This window comes from Micromonospora globosa (assembly GCF_000717585.1).
GTDB classification, from domain to species: domain Bacteria; phylum Actinomycetota; class Actinomycetes; order Mycobacteriales; family Micromonosporaceae; genus Micromonospora; species Micromonospora aurantiaca.
Window position 1 is genome coordinate 238,440 of the sequence record NZ_JNZR01000002.1, and the last position, 14,430, is coordinate 252,869.

A 14,430-nucleotide genomic window follows, 5' to 3' on the forward strand; every position below is an offset into this window, starting at 1 on the left:
GAAAGAGAATCCATGCTGACCGTCCTGAACCTGGTCGCACGACGATTCCTGACGCTGATCCCCCTGGTGCTGGGCATCACGCTCTTCGTCTTCGTGATCATGCAGTTCTCCCCGATCGACCCGGCGTTGTCAGTCCTCGGTGACCAGGCCACGCCGGCGCAGGTCGAGGCGTTCCGTGCCGCCAACGGCCTGAACGATCCGCTGCCGCTGCGCTACCTGCACTTCCTCGGCGACCTCGTCCGCGGCGACCTCGGCATGACGTTCCCGCCGTCGGTCCCGGTCGCCGAGAAGATCGCCATGGCGCTGCCGCTGACCATCCAGCTCACCGCGCTCGGCGTCGTCGGCGCGCTCGTCATCGCGCTGGCGCTCGGCATCCCGGCCGCCCTGTACCGGGACCGCTGGCCCGACCAGGTCATCCGGATCGTCTCCATGGCCGGCATCGCCACGCCCTCGTTCTGGCTGGCCCTGCTGTTCATCCAGGAGTTCTCCGTCCGCCGACCGATCTTCCCGACCGGCGGCTACGTCAACCCCGCCGACTCGGTCGGTCTGTGGTTGCAGTCGCTGGCCATGCCCGCGCTGGCGCTGGCCGTACCGGTCGGCTGCTCGCTGGCCCGCATCGTCCGCACGTCGATGGTCGAGGAACTCGACAAGGACTACGTCCGCACCGCGATCGGCGCCGGACTGCCGCCGCGCGTGGTGATCGGCCGCAACGTGCTGCGCAACGCGCTGGTCAACCCGCTCACCGCGCTCGGCCTGCGGATCGGCTACCTCATCGGCGGCACCGTCGTCATCGAGGCCATCTTCTCGCTACCAGGCATGGGCACCCAGATCATGAGCGCCGTCCAGCAGAACGACACCGCGCTCGCCCAGGGCACCGTGCTGACCATCGCGCTGTGCTTCGTCCTGGTGAACCTGGTCGTCGACATCCTCTACCTCTTCGCCAACCCCCGACTGCGCGGAGGCCACTGATGCGCCGGTCCCTCACCACGCGGCTGTCCCGCCCCGGCATGGCCTTCGCCCGGCTCGGTCTCGCGGCCCGGTTCGCGCTCGGCTTCGTCGCGCTCATCGTCGTGGTCGGCGTGCTCGCCCCGCTGCTGCTGCGCCACGACCCCACCCAGACAGGGCTCGGACCGGCGCTGACCGGCCCGAACGGCGACTTCTGGTTCGGCCTGGACAAGCTCGGCCGCGACGTCTTCTCCCGGCTGGTCGCCGGCACCCGGCGCTCCCTGATCGTCGGGTTCGGCGCGGCCGGCATCGCGCTGGTGCTCGGCGCGATCCTCGGCGCCGTCGCCGGCAGCAGCCGCACAGTCGTCGACGAGATCATCATGCGCTGCCTCGACGTGGTCATGGCCTTCCCCACGATCGTGCTCTCCGCGCTGCTGATCATCTCGTTCGGCAAGAACAGCCTGCTGGTCCTCGTCATCGCGATCGGCTTCGTGTTCACGCCGTCGGTCGCGCGCATCGTCCGCGCCAACGTGCTGTCCCAGTACGGCGAGGACTACGTGGCCGCCGAGCGCATCATCGGTGCCCGGCGACCGCACATCCTCTGGCGGCACGTCCTGCGCAACTGCGCCGCCCCGATCCTCGTCTTCGTCACCGTCATGGTGGCCGACGCGATCGTCTTCGAGGCGTCGCTGTCCTTCATCGGCGGCGGTCTCGCCCCGCAGGAGGCGGCCTCCTCGTGGGGCTCGGTGATCGCGTTCGGCAAGGAGATGGTGCAGATCGGCGGCTGGTGGGCCACGTTCTTCCCCGGCCTGCTGATCCTGCTCACCGTGCTGGCGCTCAACGTGCTCTCCGAGGGCATGTCCGACGCGTGGGCCGCCCCGGCCGCGCGCCGTGCCACGTCCACCACCAGCGGTGACGCGCTGGAGCAGGCGAAGCCCGGCACCGGCGAGGTGGTCGAGCTGCCGGGTCTCGCCGAGGCGGCGCAGCGGCTGCGCGAACGCGCTCGTCCGCTGCCGCAGGGCAAGCCGGTCCTTCAGGTCAGCGACCTGTCCATCGGCTTCGAGGGCCGCCACCGCGGCGTGGACATCGTCGACGGGCTCTCCTTCGACGTCCGCCCCGGCGAGGTCGTCGGCCTGGTGGGGGAGTCGGGCTCCGGCAAGTCGCTCAGCGTCCTCGCGGTGATGGGCCTGCTGCCGCAGGGCGCCCGGGTACGCGGCGAGATCCGCTTCCAGGACACGAACCTGCTGAAGCTGAACGCCAAGGGCCGCCGCGCCCTGATGGGCCGCGAGATCGCCATGGTCTACCAGGACGCGCTGTCGGCGCTGAACCCGGCGCTGCGCGTCGGCGCCCAGCTCGCCCAGATGATCCGCCGCGGCGGCACCCGCTCGGCCGAGGAACTGATGCGGCTGGTCGGACTGGACCCGCAGCGCACGCTCGCCGCTTACCCGCACGAGCTGTCCGGTGGGCAGCGGCAGCGCGTGGTGATCGCCATGGCGCTGTCCCGCGACCCGAAGCTGATCATCGCGGACGAGCCGACCACCGCGCTCGACGTCACCGTGCAGGCCCAGGTGATGAAGCTGCTGCTGGACCTGCGCGAGCGGCTCGGCTTCGCCCTCATCCTGGTCAGCCACGACCTCGCCCTGGTCAGCGACGTCTCCGACCGGGTCGTGGTGATGTACGGCGGGCAGATCGTGGAGACCGGCGTGACCGCCGACGTGATGGAGGCGCCCGCCCACCACTACGCCCGCGGCCTGCTCGGTTCCGTCCTGTCCCTGGAGACCGGCGCGGAACGGCTCACCCAGATCCGCGGCGTGGTGCCGTCACCCGCCGACTTCCCGAAGGGCTGCCGGTTCTCCGACCGCTGTCCGATGGCGACCGAGATCTGCCGGGACACCGCACCCGCCCTGGAGGGGACGGACGGCCACGGGTACGCCTGCCACCACCCCGCCGTCACCGTCAGCGAGAAGGAGCCGGCCCGATGAGCGCCACCGCCGAGCACCGGCCGATCGCCGAGCTGAGCGACGTGCACGTGGTGCACGCCGCGCGCGGCGGCGGCATGTTCAGCCGGGAGAAGGTCTACGCGCTCACCGGCGCCGACCTGGTCATCCGGGCCGGCGAGACGGTCGGCATCGTGGGCGAGTCCGGCTGCGGCAAGTCGACGCTCGCAAAGGTGCTCGTCGGCCTGCAACGGCCGACCGCCGGCACGGTGTCGTTCGCCGGCAAGGACGTGTGGTCGATGAGCGCCGCCGAGCGGCGTGAGCACATCGGCGCGGGCGTCGGCATGATCTTCCAGGACCCGGCCACCTCGCTGAACCGCCGCATGCCGGTACGCGACATCCTGCGCGACCCGCTCGACGTGCACCGCCGGGGCACCCGGCAGCAGCGCGAGCAGCGGGTGGCCGAGCTGATGGCACTGGTGGGCCTGCCCCGCTCGGTCGCCGACGTGCTGCCCAGCCAGCTCTCCGGCGGCCAGCGCCAGCGGGTGTCAATCGCCCGCGCGCTGGCCCTGGAACCGGGACTGGTCATCGCCGACGAGCCGACCAGCGCGCTCGACGTGTCGGTGCGGGCCCAGATCCTCAACCTGCTGCTGGACCTCAAGGACCGGCTCGGCCTGGCGATGGTGCTGGTGTCGCACGACATCCAGACCGTCAAGCGGGTCAGCGACCGGGTCGTCACCATGTACCTGGGCCGCATCGTCGAGCAGACGCCCGCCGACCTGCTGCCCGAGGGTGGCCGGCACCCGTACACCCGGGCGTTGTTCTCGGCCACGCCGGGCCTGCTCTCCCCGATCGAGCCCATTCCGCTCGTCGGCCCGGTCCCGTCGGCCACCCGGCCGCCGAGCGGCTGCCCGTTCCGGACCCGCTGCTGGGCCGCCACCGACGGCTGCGCCGTGGACATGCCGGCGCCGCGCCCCGCCGAGGGCGAGGGCCACGAGTTCCGCTGCCACCACCCGGTGCCCGCCGGAACCGCCAACACCGAACTGGTCGCGCTCGCCACCTCGGCGACCGGCCGCACCACAACTGAGTCTGTCGAGGAGAACCTGTGACCACCCCAGCCCCGCGGTTCGCCGGAGTCGTGCCGCCGGCCGTGACCCCCCTGACCGATGAGGGCGAGGTCGACGTCCACTCGCTGGAACGGCTGGTCGAGTGGCTGCTCGACGCCGGCGTCGACGGCATCTTCGCCCTCGGCAGCTCCGGCGAGACGGTCTTCCTCACCGACCGGCAGCGGGACCTGGCCCTGGAGACCATCGTGAAGACCGCCGGCGGTGCCGTGCCGGTCATCGCCGGCTGCATCGAACCCACCACCCGCCGGGTCGTGGAGCGGGCCGAGGCGTCCACCCGGCTGGGCGCGGACGGCCTGGTCGTGACCGCGCCGTTCTACGCCATCGTCGGCCCGCACGAGATCGAGCGGCACTTCCGCGCGGTCGCCGCGGCGGTCGAGCTTCCCCTGCTGGCGTACGACATCCCGGTCTGCGTGCACAGCAAGCTCTCCGTCGACCTGCTGACCCGGCTCGCCGCCGACGGCGTGCTCGCAGGTGTCAAGGACTCCAGCGGTGACGACGTCGCGTTCCGCCAGCTGGCGCTCGCCGTCGCCGAGCACGCGCCGGAGCGCGACTTCAGCCTGCTCACCGGCCACGAGGTGGTGGTCGACGCGATGATGCTCGCGGGCGGCTCCGGCTCGGTGCCCGGACTGGGCAACGTGGACCCGGCCGGGTACGTGCGGCTGCACCGCGCCTGCATGGCCGGCGACTGGGCCGCCGCCCGCCGGGAGCAGGACCGCCTGACCCGGCTGTTCCGCATCGTCGACGCCGCCGACCCGGCCACCTCGGCGGGCGCCACCCGGGGCATCGGCGCGTTCAAGACCGCGCTGTCCCTGCTCGGCGTCATCGCCGGCAACGCGGTGTCGCTGCCGCTGCGGCCGCTGGACGCCGCCGAGACGGGCCGCGTGCGTACCCAGCTGGAACTGGCCGGGCTGCTCTGACCATGCCCGAGGTGAGCACGACCGGTCTGGTCGCCGCGCTCGACATCGGCGGCACCAAGACCACCGCCGCCCTGGTCACCGCCTCCGGCGAGGTCGTCGGCCGGCGCACCGCGCCGACGCCTGGTCGCTCCGGCGCCGCCGCGGTGCTCGACACCGCCGCCGGCCTGGTGGAGAAGCTGCGGGCGGAAGCGCCGGGCGTCGTACGGGCGCTCGGCGTCGGCAGCGCCGGAGTCATCGACAGCGGCTCCGGCCTGGTGCTGTCCGCCACCGACGTGCTGACCGGGTGGACCGGCACGGATCTGCGCGGCGACCTGAGCCGGCGCCTGGGCGTGCCGGTCACCGTGATCAACGACGTGCACGCCCACGCGCTGGGCGAGGCGCGTCACGGCGCCGCCGCCGGGTACGACACAGTGCTCTACGTCGCCGTCGGCACGGGCGTCGGGGCGTCGTTCGTCCTCGGCGACACAGTGCTCGCCGGTGCGCACAGCGCCGCCGGGCACGCCGGGCACCAGCCGTCCCCGTACGCCGGAACGCTTGCCTGCACGTGCGGCGGGCGCGGGCACCTGGAGGCGATCGCCGCCGGTCCCGCGCTCGCAGCCGAGTACGTCCGGCGTACCGGCCGGCCGGTGGCCGACCTGCGGGCCGTCGCCGCGCTCGCCGCGGACGGCGACGAGGCGGCCCGGGAGGTCGTCCGGCTCGGCGGCGCCGCTGCCGGTTCCGCCGTCGGCGGCCTGGTCAACGTGCTCGACCCCGCTGCCGTGGTGATCGGCGGCGGCGTCACCGGCCTCGGTGAGCCGTGGTGGCGGGCGCTGCGCGACGCGGTGCGCGCCGAGACGCTGCCCGGCCTGGCCGGCGTGCCCGTGCTCGCCTCCACCCTCGGCCCCGACGCGCCGCTGCTCGGCGCCGCCTCGCTCGCCTGGAAGGTCTCATGAACGCGCTCGTCGACCAGCTCCGTGACCGCCTGGTCGTCTCCTGCCAGGCGTACCCGGGTGAGCCCATGCGCGACCCGGACACCATGCGCCGGGTCGCGCTCGCCACCGCCCGGGGCGGCGCCGCCGGCATCCGCGCCCAGGGACTGGCTGACATCGCCGCCATCCGCGCGGCGGTGGACCTGCCGCTGATCGGGCTCTGGAAGGACGGCGACGACGACGTCTTCATCACCCCGACGCTGGAGCACGCGCTCGCCGTCGCCGACGCCGGGGCGCACGTCGTCGCGCTCGACGGCACGTCCCGGCCCCGGCCCGACGGCCGCACCCTCGCCGACACGATCGCGGCCGTGCACGAGCGCACCGGCGCGCTGGTGATGGCCGACTGCTCCACGCTGGATGAGGGCATCGCGGCGGCCGCCGCTGGCGCCGACCTGGTCGGCACCACGCTCGCCGGGTACACCGCGTACACCACCAAGGGCGACGGGCCGGACCTGGACCTGGTCGCCCGGCTCGCCGCCGCGGTGGACGTCCCGGTGGTCGCCGAGGGGCGCATCCACACGCCCGAGCAGGCCGCGCAGGCGCTGCGGGCGGGCGCGTGGACGGTCGTGGTCGGCACCGCCATCACCCACCCGAGCACCATCACCGGCTGGTTCGCCGCCGCCGTGCAGGAGGCCGCGTCGTGCCGCTGACCGACCTCGACCTGGCCGGCTGCCTCGCGTACCGGCCGGAGCTGGACGTGCCGGCGGACCTGGACGCGTTCTGGTCGCGCACCCTCGGCGGCGGCGGCGACCCGGAGGCGGCGGTCTACGAGCCGGTCGACACCGGCCTGACCCAGATCCGCACGTACGCCGCCACGATCCCCGGCTTCGGCGGCGAACCGGTACGCGGATGGCTGCACCTGCCCGCCGGGGCCGACGGGCCGCTGCCCTGCCTGGTCGAGTACCTCGGCTACGGCCGGGGCCGCGGCCTGGCGCACGAGAAGCTGTTCTGGGCGGCGGCGGGCTTCGCGCACCTGATCATGGACAGCCGGGGCCAGGGCTGGAGCGCCGCCACCGGCGGCACGCCCGACCCGCACCCCTACCCGGCCGGCACCGTGCCCGGCGTCCTCACCCGGGGCGTCGCCGACCCGGCCGACCACTACTACCGGCGGCTCATCACCGACGCGGTGCGCTTCGCCGAGGCCGCCCGGCGGCACCCCGCCGTCGACCCCGCGCGGGTGGCGGTCACCGGCTTCAGCCAGGGCGGCGGCCTCGCTCTCGCCGCCGGCGCGCTGTGCCCGGACGTCGCCGCCGTCATGCCGGACGTGCCGTTCCTGTGCGACATCCGCCGGGGCGTGCGCGTCGCCGGCCCGGACAGCCCGTACGCCGAGGTCGTCGACTACCTCGCGCTGCACCGCGACCGCGCCGACCAGGTGTTCCGCACCCTGTCCTACCTGGACGCCGCGGTGCTCGCGCCGCGCGCGACCGCGCCGGCGCTGTTCTCGATCGCCCTGCGGGACCAGGTCTGCCCACCGTCGACCTGCTTCGCCGCCTACCACCGCTACGGCGGCGACAAGGACGTGCGGGTGTACGAGTTCAACGACCACGAGGGCGGCGAGGCCGAGCACCAGCGCGAACAGCTCACCTGGCTGCGCGGCATCCTGGGCGGCTAACGCGCGCGTTCCACCACGTAGTCGGTCAGCTCCAGCAGGAAACGGCCGTCGTCGGTGTCGGCAGCGTCGCCCAGCGCCCGCTCACCCTCGCGCCGGGCGGCCAGCGCGAGATCCCGGGCGCTGCGCCGCGCCGACTCCACACAGTCGTACGCGAGCAGCCGCCCGTGCAGCCAGCGCACCTCGGCGTCGGTGCGCTCCGCACGGGTCCGGCTCAGCAGGCGGACGAGCCGTTCGCGTTCCTCCGGTGTGCACCGCCGCATGAAGTCGATCAGGATCAGCGTGCGCTTGCCCTCCCACAGGTCACCGGCGATCTCCTTGCCGTACCGGGCGTAGTCGCCGGTGAGGTTGAGCGCGTCGTCCTGGATCTGGAACGCCGCACCCAGGTACCAGCCGTAGCGGTCCAGCACGTCGACCGCGTTCTCCCGGCCGGTCGCCACGAGGATCCCCGTGCGGCACGGGTAGATGCACGTGTACCAGGACGTCTTCTTCAGGCACATCCGGTAGTAGTCGTCGGCGTCCAGGTCGCACACGTTGTCGCGGATCCAGCCGATCTCGATGGCCTGCCCCTCCAGCGAGTGGCGCATCATCAGCTCGGTCTCGGTGAACAGCCGCCAGGCGATCCCGGAGCCGAGCGCCGCCCGATTCGCCGCCAGCCGCCGCAACGCCAGCAGGTTCGTCATATTGCCGACGTTCAGGGCCACGCCCACGCCGTACTCGGCGTGCAGGGTCCGCCCACCGCGCCGCTGCTCGCTTTCGTCCTGGATGTCGTCGTGGATGAGGAAGGCGTTGTGGAACAGCTCCACAGTCACCGCGGCGTTGAGGCCCACCGCGTCGCCGCCGCCGAACGCCCGGCACGTGGCCAGGCACAGCGCGGCGCGCAGCCCCTTGCCCCACCGCCGTGGGTACTCCGCGACCAGGTCGTAGAGGTATCGCGGGCCGTCGTCGGGCACGTCGTCGAGCAGCGCGCCGAGGGCGAGCCCGCGATAGCGCTCCAGCATTCGTTCCACGTGCCCGCCGGCCACCCCGGTGGTCGGCGCCATCGCGCGGCTACCGGTCCGTCGGCCGCTTCGGGGCCGGCGACGCCAGCCGGTCCGCGAGCCCGTTTGCGATCTCGGGGGCCAGCCGCGCCAGATTGAGTACGGTGTCCAGCGCGTCGTGGGCATCCGAGGTGTACCGCCGGATCACCTCGCCGCGCTGGTCGTCGGCCATCTTCAGTTGCCCGACCACGGTGTCGATCAGGGCGTGCCCGTCGGTGCGGACCCGGGCGACGAGTTCGTCGAACGCCTCCGGGTCCACGCGCCGGCTCTCGGTCAGCTTCTCCTCGAGCCGCCGGGCGCCGGCCAGCCCCGCCGCGAGTTCCTCCTCCAGCACCGTGGCCGCGTGGGTCACGGTCTCCGAGGTCTCCTCGGCCACCTTCTCGAAGCGCTCGTTCGTGCGCTCACGCTCCACGTTCTCCATGCGGCGGAGTCTCCACCGGTCTCGGCCCGGCGGGCTAGGGATGTGTCGTCATGGTGACTGACGGTAACGATCGGGTGCCGGGCTCGCCCCCTCACGAGCCCGGCACCCAGCTCATCCGGCCAGCTCGGCGATCACCACGTCGTGGTCGGAGTGGACGGAGTCGACGGCCTGCACGCCCGGCGGCTGGATCCCTCTCAGCAACATGTAGTCGAACTTCTTGCGATGCGGGCTCGCGTCGGCAGTCGGGGTGCACAGCGGGTTCTCCTGCGGCCCGCAGTGCGGATCGGCGTCGCGGAACGTGTTCCAGACCGGCCGCAGCTCCCGCCGGTGCGGCTCGGTGTTGAAGTCACCGAGCACCACGGCCCGCCGGTAGGAGCGGGTCGCGCGCAGCAGTTCGTTCACCTGGACGGCGCGGACGTCGGCCTGCCCCGCCTGGGCGAGGTGGGTGTTGAAGATCCGGGTGGCCTTGCCGTTCACGGTGGTGGTGACGGCCATCCAGCCGCGCGGCTCGGTGCCTCCCTGCGAGTACCTGCGGTTGACGGGATTGCGGAGCGGAGTCAGGGAGAGGATCGCCTGGCCGTAGGCGTTGCCACCCCAGAAGCCGCAGTTCCAGCGGTCGTTCATCACCGTTCCGTACCGTACGTAGTAGTGCATCCCCTGCTCCCGCAGGAGCGCCACGGTCTTCTCCACCGCCCCCCGGCAGGCCTCCTGCACCCCCAGCACCGCCGGCCTGTGCCGGGCGATCTCCCGGGCGTAGTCGACGGGCTCCGCGTCGCCCGGCGCGAACAGGTTCCAGGTCATGAACCGCGTACCGGCCGCGGCCGACGGCTCGGCCGATGCTCCCGCCGGAGACGCGGTGATCAGCAGCAGGCTCGCCGACACTCCCGACAGTACGAGTCGCCACGCTCGTCTCACTCCGTACCTCAGCTTCCCTCGGGTCGGTCGTCCACAGCGGACGTTCTGTGCTCACAGTGACGGAGGCGGTACGCTCGAAACCTTGCCGGAACCTTGTATCCGCGGGTGTCGGCACGCCGACGGGCGGCAATGGGGAGGTCTGCCGGGTGTCGAGGGCGTGGTTCGGTCTGCTCGGTGACCTGGAGTTCCGGATCGACGGCCGTCTCGTCCAGACCGGTCACGCCCGGCAGCGGTGCGTCCTCGCGGTGCTGCTGGCCGAGGCGAACGTCGTCGTCCGTACCGACCAGTTGCTGGAACGGGTCTGGGGCGACCGGCCCCCGCAGCGCGCCCGCAGCGCGTTGTACGCGTACCTGTCCCGGCTGCGCGGGCTCCTGGCCGGTGCCGCGGACGCCCGCCTGGAGCGGCGTTCCGGCGGCTACGTGCTCGTGGCCGATCCGGCCGCGGTCGACATGCACCGGTTCCGCGAGCTGACCGGGCAGGCGCGCGCGGCCGACGACGACGAGAAGGCGTCACGTCTGTTCGACGAGGCGTTGGGCCTATGGCGTGGGGAACCGTTCGCGCACCTGGACAGCCCGTGGCTCGACCTGGTGCGGCAGGCCCTGGAGCAGGACCGGGCGGCGGCCCAGCGGGACCGGACGGACAAGGCGCTGCGGCTGGGCCGGCACGCGGTGGTGCTGCCCGACCTGGTCCGGCGAAGCGGCGAGCATCCACTGGACGAGCAACTGGCCGGGCAGCTCATGCTCGCCCAGTACCGCTGCGGGCAGCAGGCTGAGGCCCTCGACCGCTACCACCGGCTGCGGCGGGACCTGCGGGAGGCGCTGGGGCTGGACCCGCATCCGGACCTCCAGCAGCTCCACCGCCGCATCCTCAACGCCGATCCGTCGCTGGCGCTCTCCTGGGCCACGGCCGTGCCGCGCCGCAGCGTTCCGCGGCAGCTTCCCGCACCCCCGACCCGGTTCGTGGGCCGGGCCCGGGACCTGGCCCGGCTGGACACCGCCGTCCGCGGAGCCGACGCGGAGGGGCGGATGCCCGTCGCGGTGATCAGTGGCGCGGGCGGGATCGGCAAGACCTGGCTCGCGTTGCGGTGGGCCCACGACAACCGGCAGAGCTTCCCGGACGGGCAGCTCCACGTCGACCTCAACGGCTTCGACCCGGTCACGGAGCGGACACCGGCCGCGGTGGCGCTGCGGGGCTTCCTCGACGCGTTCGACGTGCCGGTCGATGCCATGCCGGCCGACCCGGACGCCCTGGCCGGGCGTTACCGCAGCCTCGTGGCGGGCCGGCGGATGCTGATCCTGCTCGACAACGCCCACGACACCGCGCAGGTCACGCCGCTGCTCCCGGGTACGGAGTCGGCAACCGTGCTGGTCACCAGCCGACGCCGGCTCCTCGGTCTGGTCACCGGCCACGGCGCGGTCCCGGTTCCCCTGGACCTCCTCGATGACCGCGACGCCCGTGAGCTGCTGACCGGCCGGCTGGGCCACCCGGCGGACGCCGACCCGGCCGCTGTCACCGACATCCTGGCCCACTGCGCGGGCCTGCCGCTGGCGCTCGGTATCGCGGCGGCGCACGCCGTCACGCACCCCGACCTCCCGCTCGCGGCGTTCGCCGGGCGACTGCGTGACCACGGCACCCGGCTCGACTACCTCAGCACCGACGACCTGAGCGCCGACCTGCGCGCCGTCTTCGCCGCCACGTGCCGTGTCCTGACCCCCGGCGCGGCACGCCTCTTCGACCTGCTGGGCCTCACCGCCGGTCCGGACATCGGCCTCGCGGCGGTCGCCGGCACGGCCGGCCTGACCGCAGGCAGGTGCGTGACGCTGTTGCGCGAGCTGGTCGACGCTCACCTGCTGGTGGAACACACCCCCGGCAGGTACCAGCTACACGACCTGGTCCGCCTCTACGCGGCCGAGCGCGCCGGGTCGGCGGGGGAGCGGCACGAGGCGTCACGCCGGCTGCTCGACCACTACGCGGACCTGGCCGAGGCCGCCGACCGGCGTCGCGACCCGGACGAGGCGGCGGGTCCGGGCGCGGCGGGCCCCTTCGCCGTACGCGACGAGGCGGTCGCCTGGTTCCGGGCCGAGCACGACGTCCTGGTGGCGACCTGCCACCGGGCGGCGGAAACCGGGTTCGACAGGCACGCCTGCCGGCTCGCCTTCGCCCTGCGGTACCACCTGGAGGACGGCGGCCACTGGGACGAGCTGACCGCCGTGCAGCGCACCGCGCTCGCCGCGGCCCGCCGGCTGGCCGACCCGGCGGCGGAGGCACACGCCCGTCACTCGCTCGCCCGGGCCGACGCCTACCTGCGCCGTACCGGCGAGGCCGAAGCCGGCTACCGTGCCGCCGTCGACCTCTTCCGGTCGGTGGACGACACGGCCGGCGAGGCGCAGGCCCGGCGAAGCCTCGGCGGGCTGTGTGCCCGGCTCGGCCGCCGGGACGAGGCGTTCGCGCACAACCGGCGCGCGCTCGACCTCTACCGGCGCGCCGGTGACGTGTCGGGCCAGGCCATGTCGTTGAACAACGCGGCCTGGTTGCACGCGATGGACGGCGACTACGCGCAGGCGGTCGCCCACTGCGAGGAGGCGCTGGCGCTCCTCACGTCCACCGTGCACCGTCATCCCGTAGCCGCCGTGCACGACACACTCGGCTTCGTCCACCATCGCCGCGGCGACCTTCGGGGGGCGGTGGCCGCCTACCGGCGGGCCGTGGACCTCAGCCACGACCTTGAGGACCGCTACGGCGAAGGCGGCTGTCTGTGCCGGCTCGCCGAGACCTATCGGGACGCCGGCGACCACCGGGCCGCGCGCGAGGCGTGGCGGCGCGCACTGGTGATCTTCCAGCGGCTCGGCCACCCCGACGCCGACGAGGTCGTGGCCGAACTGACCGCGCTGGGCTGACGGCCGTCGCCCGGCTGGGTACGCGTACTCAGCGCAGTACCGTCCCGTCGCTCATGTGCGGGCGCGGCGGCGTCGACAGGATGCTTGTCATGGCCGAGACGCTGCACCGACACGCCGCTGCACGTACCGTCGACACGCCCCTGCCCGCCGAGGCCGCGCTGGCCCCCGCCGGCCGCGCGGTCGCCGCGCTGGCCCGGCTCGTCGCCCACCACCCCGCCGGCTGGCGCTGGCTGGCCCGGCGCCACCACCCGGTCCTCGACCGGCTCGCCGCCGCGAACGCGCGGTCGACCTGCGTGCGGGCCGCCCGGCGGGTGCCTGCTTACCAGGCGTTCCTGCGGGCCCGCCCGGGCGGCCTGCGCCGCCGGCTGCGGGACTTCCCGGAGACCGACAAGCGCGGGTACGTCATGGCGTACGACGCCTCCGCCCGCTGCCGGGACGGGCGGATGCCGGATCGGGGCGTGGTGGTCGACGAGTCGGCCGGCTCGTCCGGGCGGCCGTTCAACTGGCCACGCGGCGAGCGGGAACTACGGGCGGTGCACCGGGACATCGCCGGCTACACCGGACTGGCGTTCCCGATGCGCCGGCCGTTCGTGATCAACGCGTACTCGATGGGCGCCTGGGCGACCGGCACCACCACCGGTGCGGCGATGGCCCGGATCGCGACCGTGAAGAACACCGGCCCGGACCTCGGGAAGATCGTCGACACGCTGCGCGAGTTCGGTCCCGGCCACGACTACCTGGTGACCGCGTACCCGCCGTTCCTCAAGCACCTGCGGGACCGGCTCGACGCCGAGGACTTCCAGTGGTCGCGGTACCGGATCTTCGCCAGTTGCGGCGGCGAGGGGATGACCGAGGCACTGCGCGACTACCTGGAGCAGCGGTTCGTGCGGGTGCGCTCGGCGTACGGGGCGTCGGACCTGACCATCGGCATCGGCGCGGAGACCCGGTTCACGGTGTGGCTGCGGCGGCGGCTGCGCACCGACGCGGGACTGCGCGCGGAACTGCTCGGCCGGGGCGAGCAGCGGCTGCCGATGGTGTTCCAGTACAACCCGTTCGCCACCTACCTGGAGACGAACGAGCGGCGGGAACTGCTCTGCACTGTGGCCAGCCCGCACGTGCTCCAGCCCCGGCTGCGCTACAACGTCGGCGACGAGGCGCTGCTGGTGCCGTACCGGCGGATCGTCGAGCTGGCCAACGCGGACCCGGTACGCCGCGCCGAGTTCCGTACCGCGGTGGCGGAGGAGCGGATGACGCTGCCGCTGCTGCTGTTGTTCGGCCGCAGCGACTCCACCGTGTCCTACCTGGGCGCGAACCTCTACCCGCAGGACGTCGAGTACGGCCTCTACACCGGCAACCCGTACGCCGCCGAGATCAACAGGTTCTGTCTCACGCTGCACGAGGACGCGGCGCTGGAGACCCGGCCGGTGATCCACGTCGAGCTGCGCCGTCCGCTGGACGCCGCGGCACGCGCGGCGCTCGCCGACGCCTGCCGCGACGGGGTACGCGCGCACCTGACCTCGGTGTCGCGGGACTTCGCGCAGTCCCTGGTGGAGGACCCGACCGCCGGCGACCTGCGGGTCGAGCTGCACGAACCGGACGGCGGCCCGTTCGCCGACATGCAGAAGCTCAAGAACGTCTACCTGGTGAGGTGAGC

Annotated in this window: 12 protein-coding genes; 9 read left to right on the plus strand and 3 right to left on the minus strand. The window is 73.5% G+C overall.

Annotated features, from left to right (window positions below; genetic code table 11):
• The first annotated feature begins 12 nt into the window (after positions 1 to 12).
• From IF06_RS0103515 to IF06_RS0103545, 7 genes are read left to right on the plus strand one after another with little or no spacing between them, the layout of a single operon-like run.
• Complete coding sequence (locus tag IF06_RS0103515; RefSeq protein WP_013285836.1) at positions 13 to 969, plus strand: ABC transporter permease; 957 nt, start codon at positions 13 to 15, stop codon at positions 967 to 969.
• A complete protein-coding gene (locus IF06_RS0103520) occupies positions 969 to 2,927 on the plus strand; it encodes a dipeptide/oligopeptide/nickel ABC transporter permease/ATP-binding protein (RefSeq protein WP_030268949.1) in 1,959 nt (652 codons plus the stop codon). Before IF06_RS0103515 ends, IF06_RS0103520 begins: the two co-directional genes overlap by 1 nt.
• Positions 2,924 to 3,991, plus strand: coding sequence for an oligopeptide/dipeptide ABC transporter ATP-binding protein (locus tag IF06_RS0103525; RefSeq protein ID WP_013285838.1), 1,068 nt, complete (start codon positions 2,924 to 2,926; stop codon positions 3,989 to 3,991). The genes IF06_RS0103520 and IF06_RS0103525 overlap by 4 nt, the downstream gene beginning before the upstream one ends.
• The gene (locus IF06_RS0103530; RefSeq protein WP_030268951.1) at positions 3,988 to 4,926 is read left to right on the plus strand and encodes a dihydrodipicolinate synthase family protein; all 939 of its coding nucleotides are present in this window, start codon (positions 3,988 to 3,990) and stop codon (positions 4,924 to 4,926) included. The genes IF06_RS0103525 and IF06_RS0103530 overlap by 4 nt, the downstream gene beginning before the upstream one ends.
• A gap of 2 nt (positions 4,927 to 4,928) precedes the next feature.
• Complete coding sequence (locus tag IF06_RS0103535; RefSeq protein ID WP_030268953.1) at positions 4,929 to 5,858, plus strand: ROK family protein; 930 nt, start codon at positions 4,929 to 4,931, stop codon at positions 5,856 to 5,858.
• The gene (locus tag IF06_RS0103540) at positions 5,855 to 6,544 is read left to right on the plus strand and encodes an N-acetylmannosamine-6-phosphate 2-epimerase (protein WP_030268955.1); all 690 of its coding nucleotides are present in this window, start codon (positions 5,855 to 5,857) and stop codon (positions 6,542 to 6,544) included. The genes IF06_RS0103535 and IF06_RS0103540 overlap by 4 nt, the downstream gene beginning before the upstream one ends.
• Positions 6,535 to 7,506, plus strand: a complete 972-nt coding sequence (locus tag IF06_RS0103545) for an acetylxylan esterase (RefSeq protein ID WP_030268957.1) — start codon at positions 6,535 to 6,537, stop codon at positions 7,504 to 7,506. The genes IF06_RS0103540 and IF06_RS0103545 overlap by 10 nt, the downstream gene beginning before the upstream one ends.
• Here the strand turns inward: IF06_RS0103545 and IF06_RS0103550 are convergent.
• The 3 genes from IF06_RS0103550 to IF06_RS0103560 form a co-directional block, all read right to left on the minus strand.
• Positions 7,503 to 8,546: a polyprenyl synthetase family protein gene (locus tag IF06_RS0103550; protein WP_030268959.1), complete on the minus strand. Its 1,044-nt coding sequence runs from the start codon at positions 8,544 to 8,546 to the stop codon at positions 7,503 to 7,505. The two genes, IF06_RS0103545 and IF06_RS0103550, sit on opposite strands and share 4 nt — an antisense overlap.
• A gap of 7 nt (positions 8,547 to 8,553) precedes the next feature.
• Positions 8,554 to 8,964 (minus strand): hypothetical protein, encoded by a 411-nt coding sequence (locus tag IF06_RS0103555; RefSeq protein ID WP_030268962.1) that lies wholly within the window; start codon positions 8,962 to 8,964, stop codon positions 8,554 to 8,556.
• Positions 8,965 to 9,075: 111 nt separating this feature from the next.
• Positions 9,076 to 9,846 (minus strand): endonuclease/exonuclease/phosphatase family protein, encoded by a 771-nt coding sequence (locus IF06_RS0103560; RefSeq protein ID WP_052166123.1) that lies wholly within the window; start codon positions 9,844 to 9,846, stop codon positions 9,076 to 9,078.
• Positions 9,847 to 10,025: 179 nt separating this feature from the next.
• Here IF06_RS0103560 and IF06_RS0103565 point away from each other — a divergent pair, with 179 nt between their 5' ends.
• Together IF06_RS0103565 and IF06_RS0103570 are read left to right on the plus strand one after the other, a co-directional pair.
• The gene (locus IF06_RS0103565) at positions 10,026 to 12,776 is read left to right on the plus strand and encodes an AfsR/SARP family transcriptional regulator (RefSeq protein ID WP_198039645.1); all 2,751 of its coding nucleotides are present in this window, start codon (positions 10,026 to 10,028) and stop codon (positions 12,774 to 12,776) included.
• An 89-nt stretch (positions 12,777 to 12,865) separates the two neighbouring features.
• The gene (locus IF06_RS0103570; protein WP_030268968.1) at positions 12,866 to 14,428 is read left to right on the plus strand and encodes a phenylacetate--CoA ligase family protein; all 1,563 of its coding nucleotides are present in this window, start codon (positions 12,866 to 12,868) and stop codon (positions 14,426 to 14,428) included.
• Positions 14,429 to 14,430: the final 2 nt, after the last annotated feature.

Bases quoted from the DNA above. Each gene is read 5' to 3' on its own strand.
- IF06_RS0103515 (WP_013285836.1), top strand. From the start codon at position 13: ATGCTGACCGTCCTGAACCTGGTCGCACGACGATTCCTGACGCTGATC.
- IF06_RS0103520 (WP_030268949.1), top strand. From the start codon at position 969: ATGCGCCGGTCCCTCACCACGCGGCTGTCCCGCCCCGGCATGGCCTTC.
- IF06_RS0103525 (WP_013285838.1), top strand. From the start codon at position 2,924: ATGAGCGCCACCGCCGAGCACCGGCCGATCGCCGAGCTGAGCGACGTG.
- IF06_RS0103535 (WP_030268953.1), top strand. From the start codon at position 4,929: ATGCCCGAGGTGAGCACGACCGGTCTGGTCGCCGCGCTCGACATCGGC.
- IF06_RS0103540 (WP_030268955.1), top strand. From the start codon at position 5,855: ATGAACGCGCTCGTCGACCAGCTCCGTGACCGCCTGGTCGTCTCCTGC.
- IF06_RS0103550 (WP_030268959.1), bottom strand. From the start codon at position 8,546: ATGGCGCCGACCACCGGGGTGGCCGGCGGGCACGTGGAACGAATGCTG.
- IF06_RS0103555 (WP_030268962.1), bottom strand. From the start codon at position 8,964: ATGGAGAACGTGGAGCGTGAGCGCACGAACGAGCGCTTCGAGAAGGTG.
- IF06_RS0103570 (WP_030268968.1), top strand. From the start codon at position 12,866: ATGGCCGAGACGCTGCACCGACACGCCGCTGCACGTACCGTCGACACG.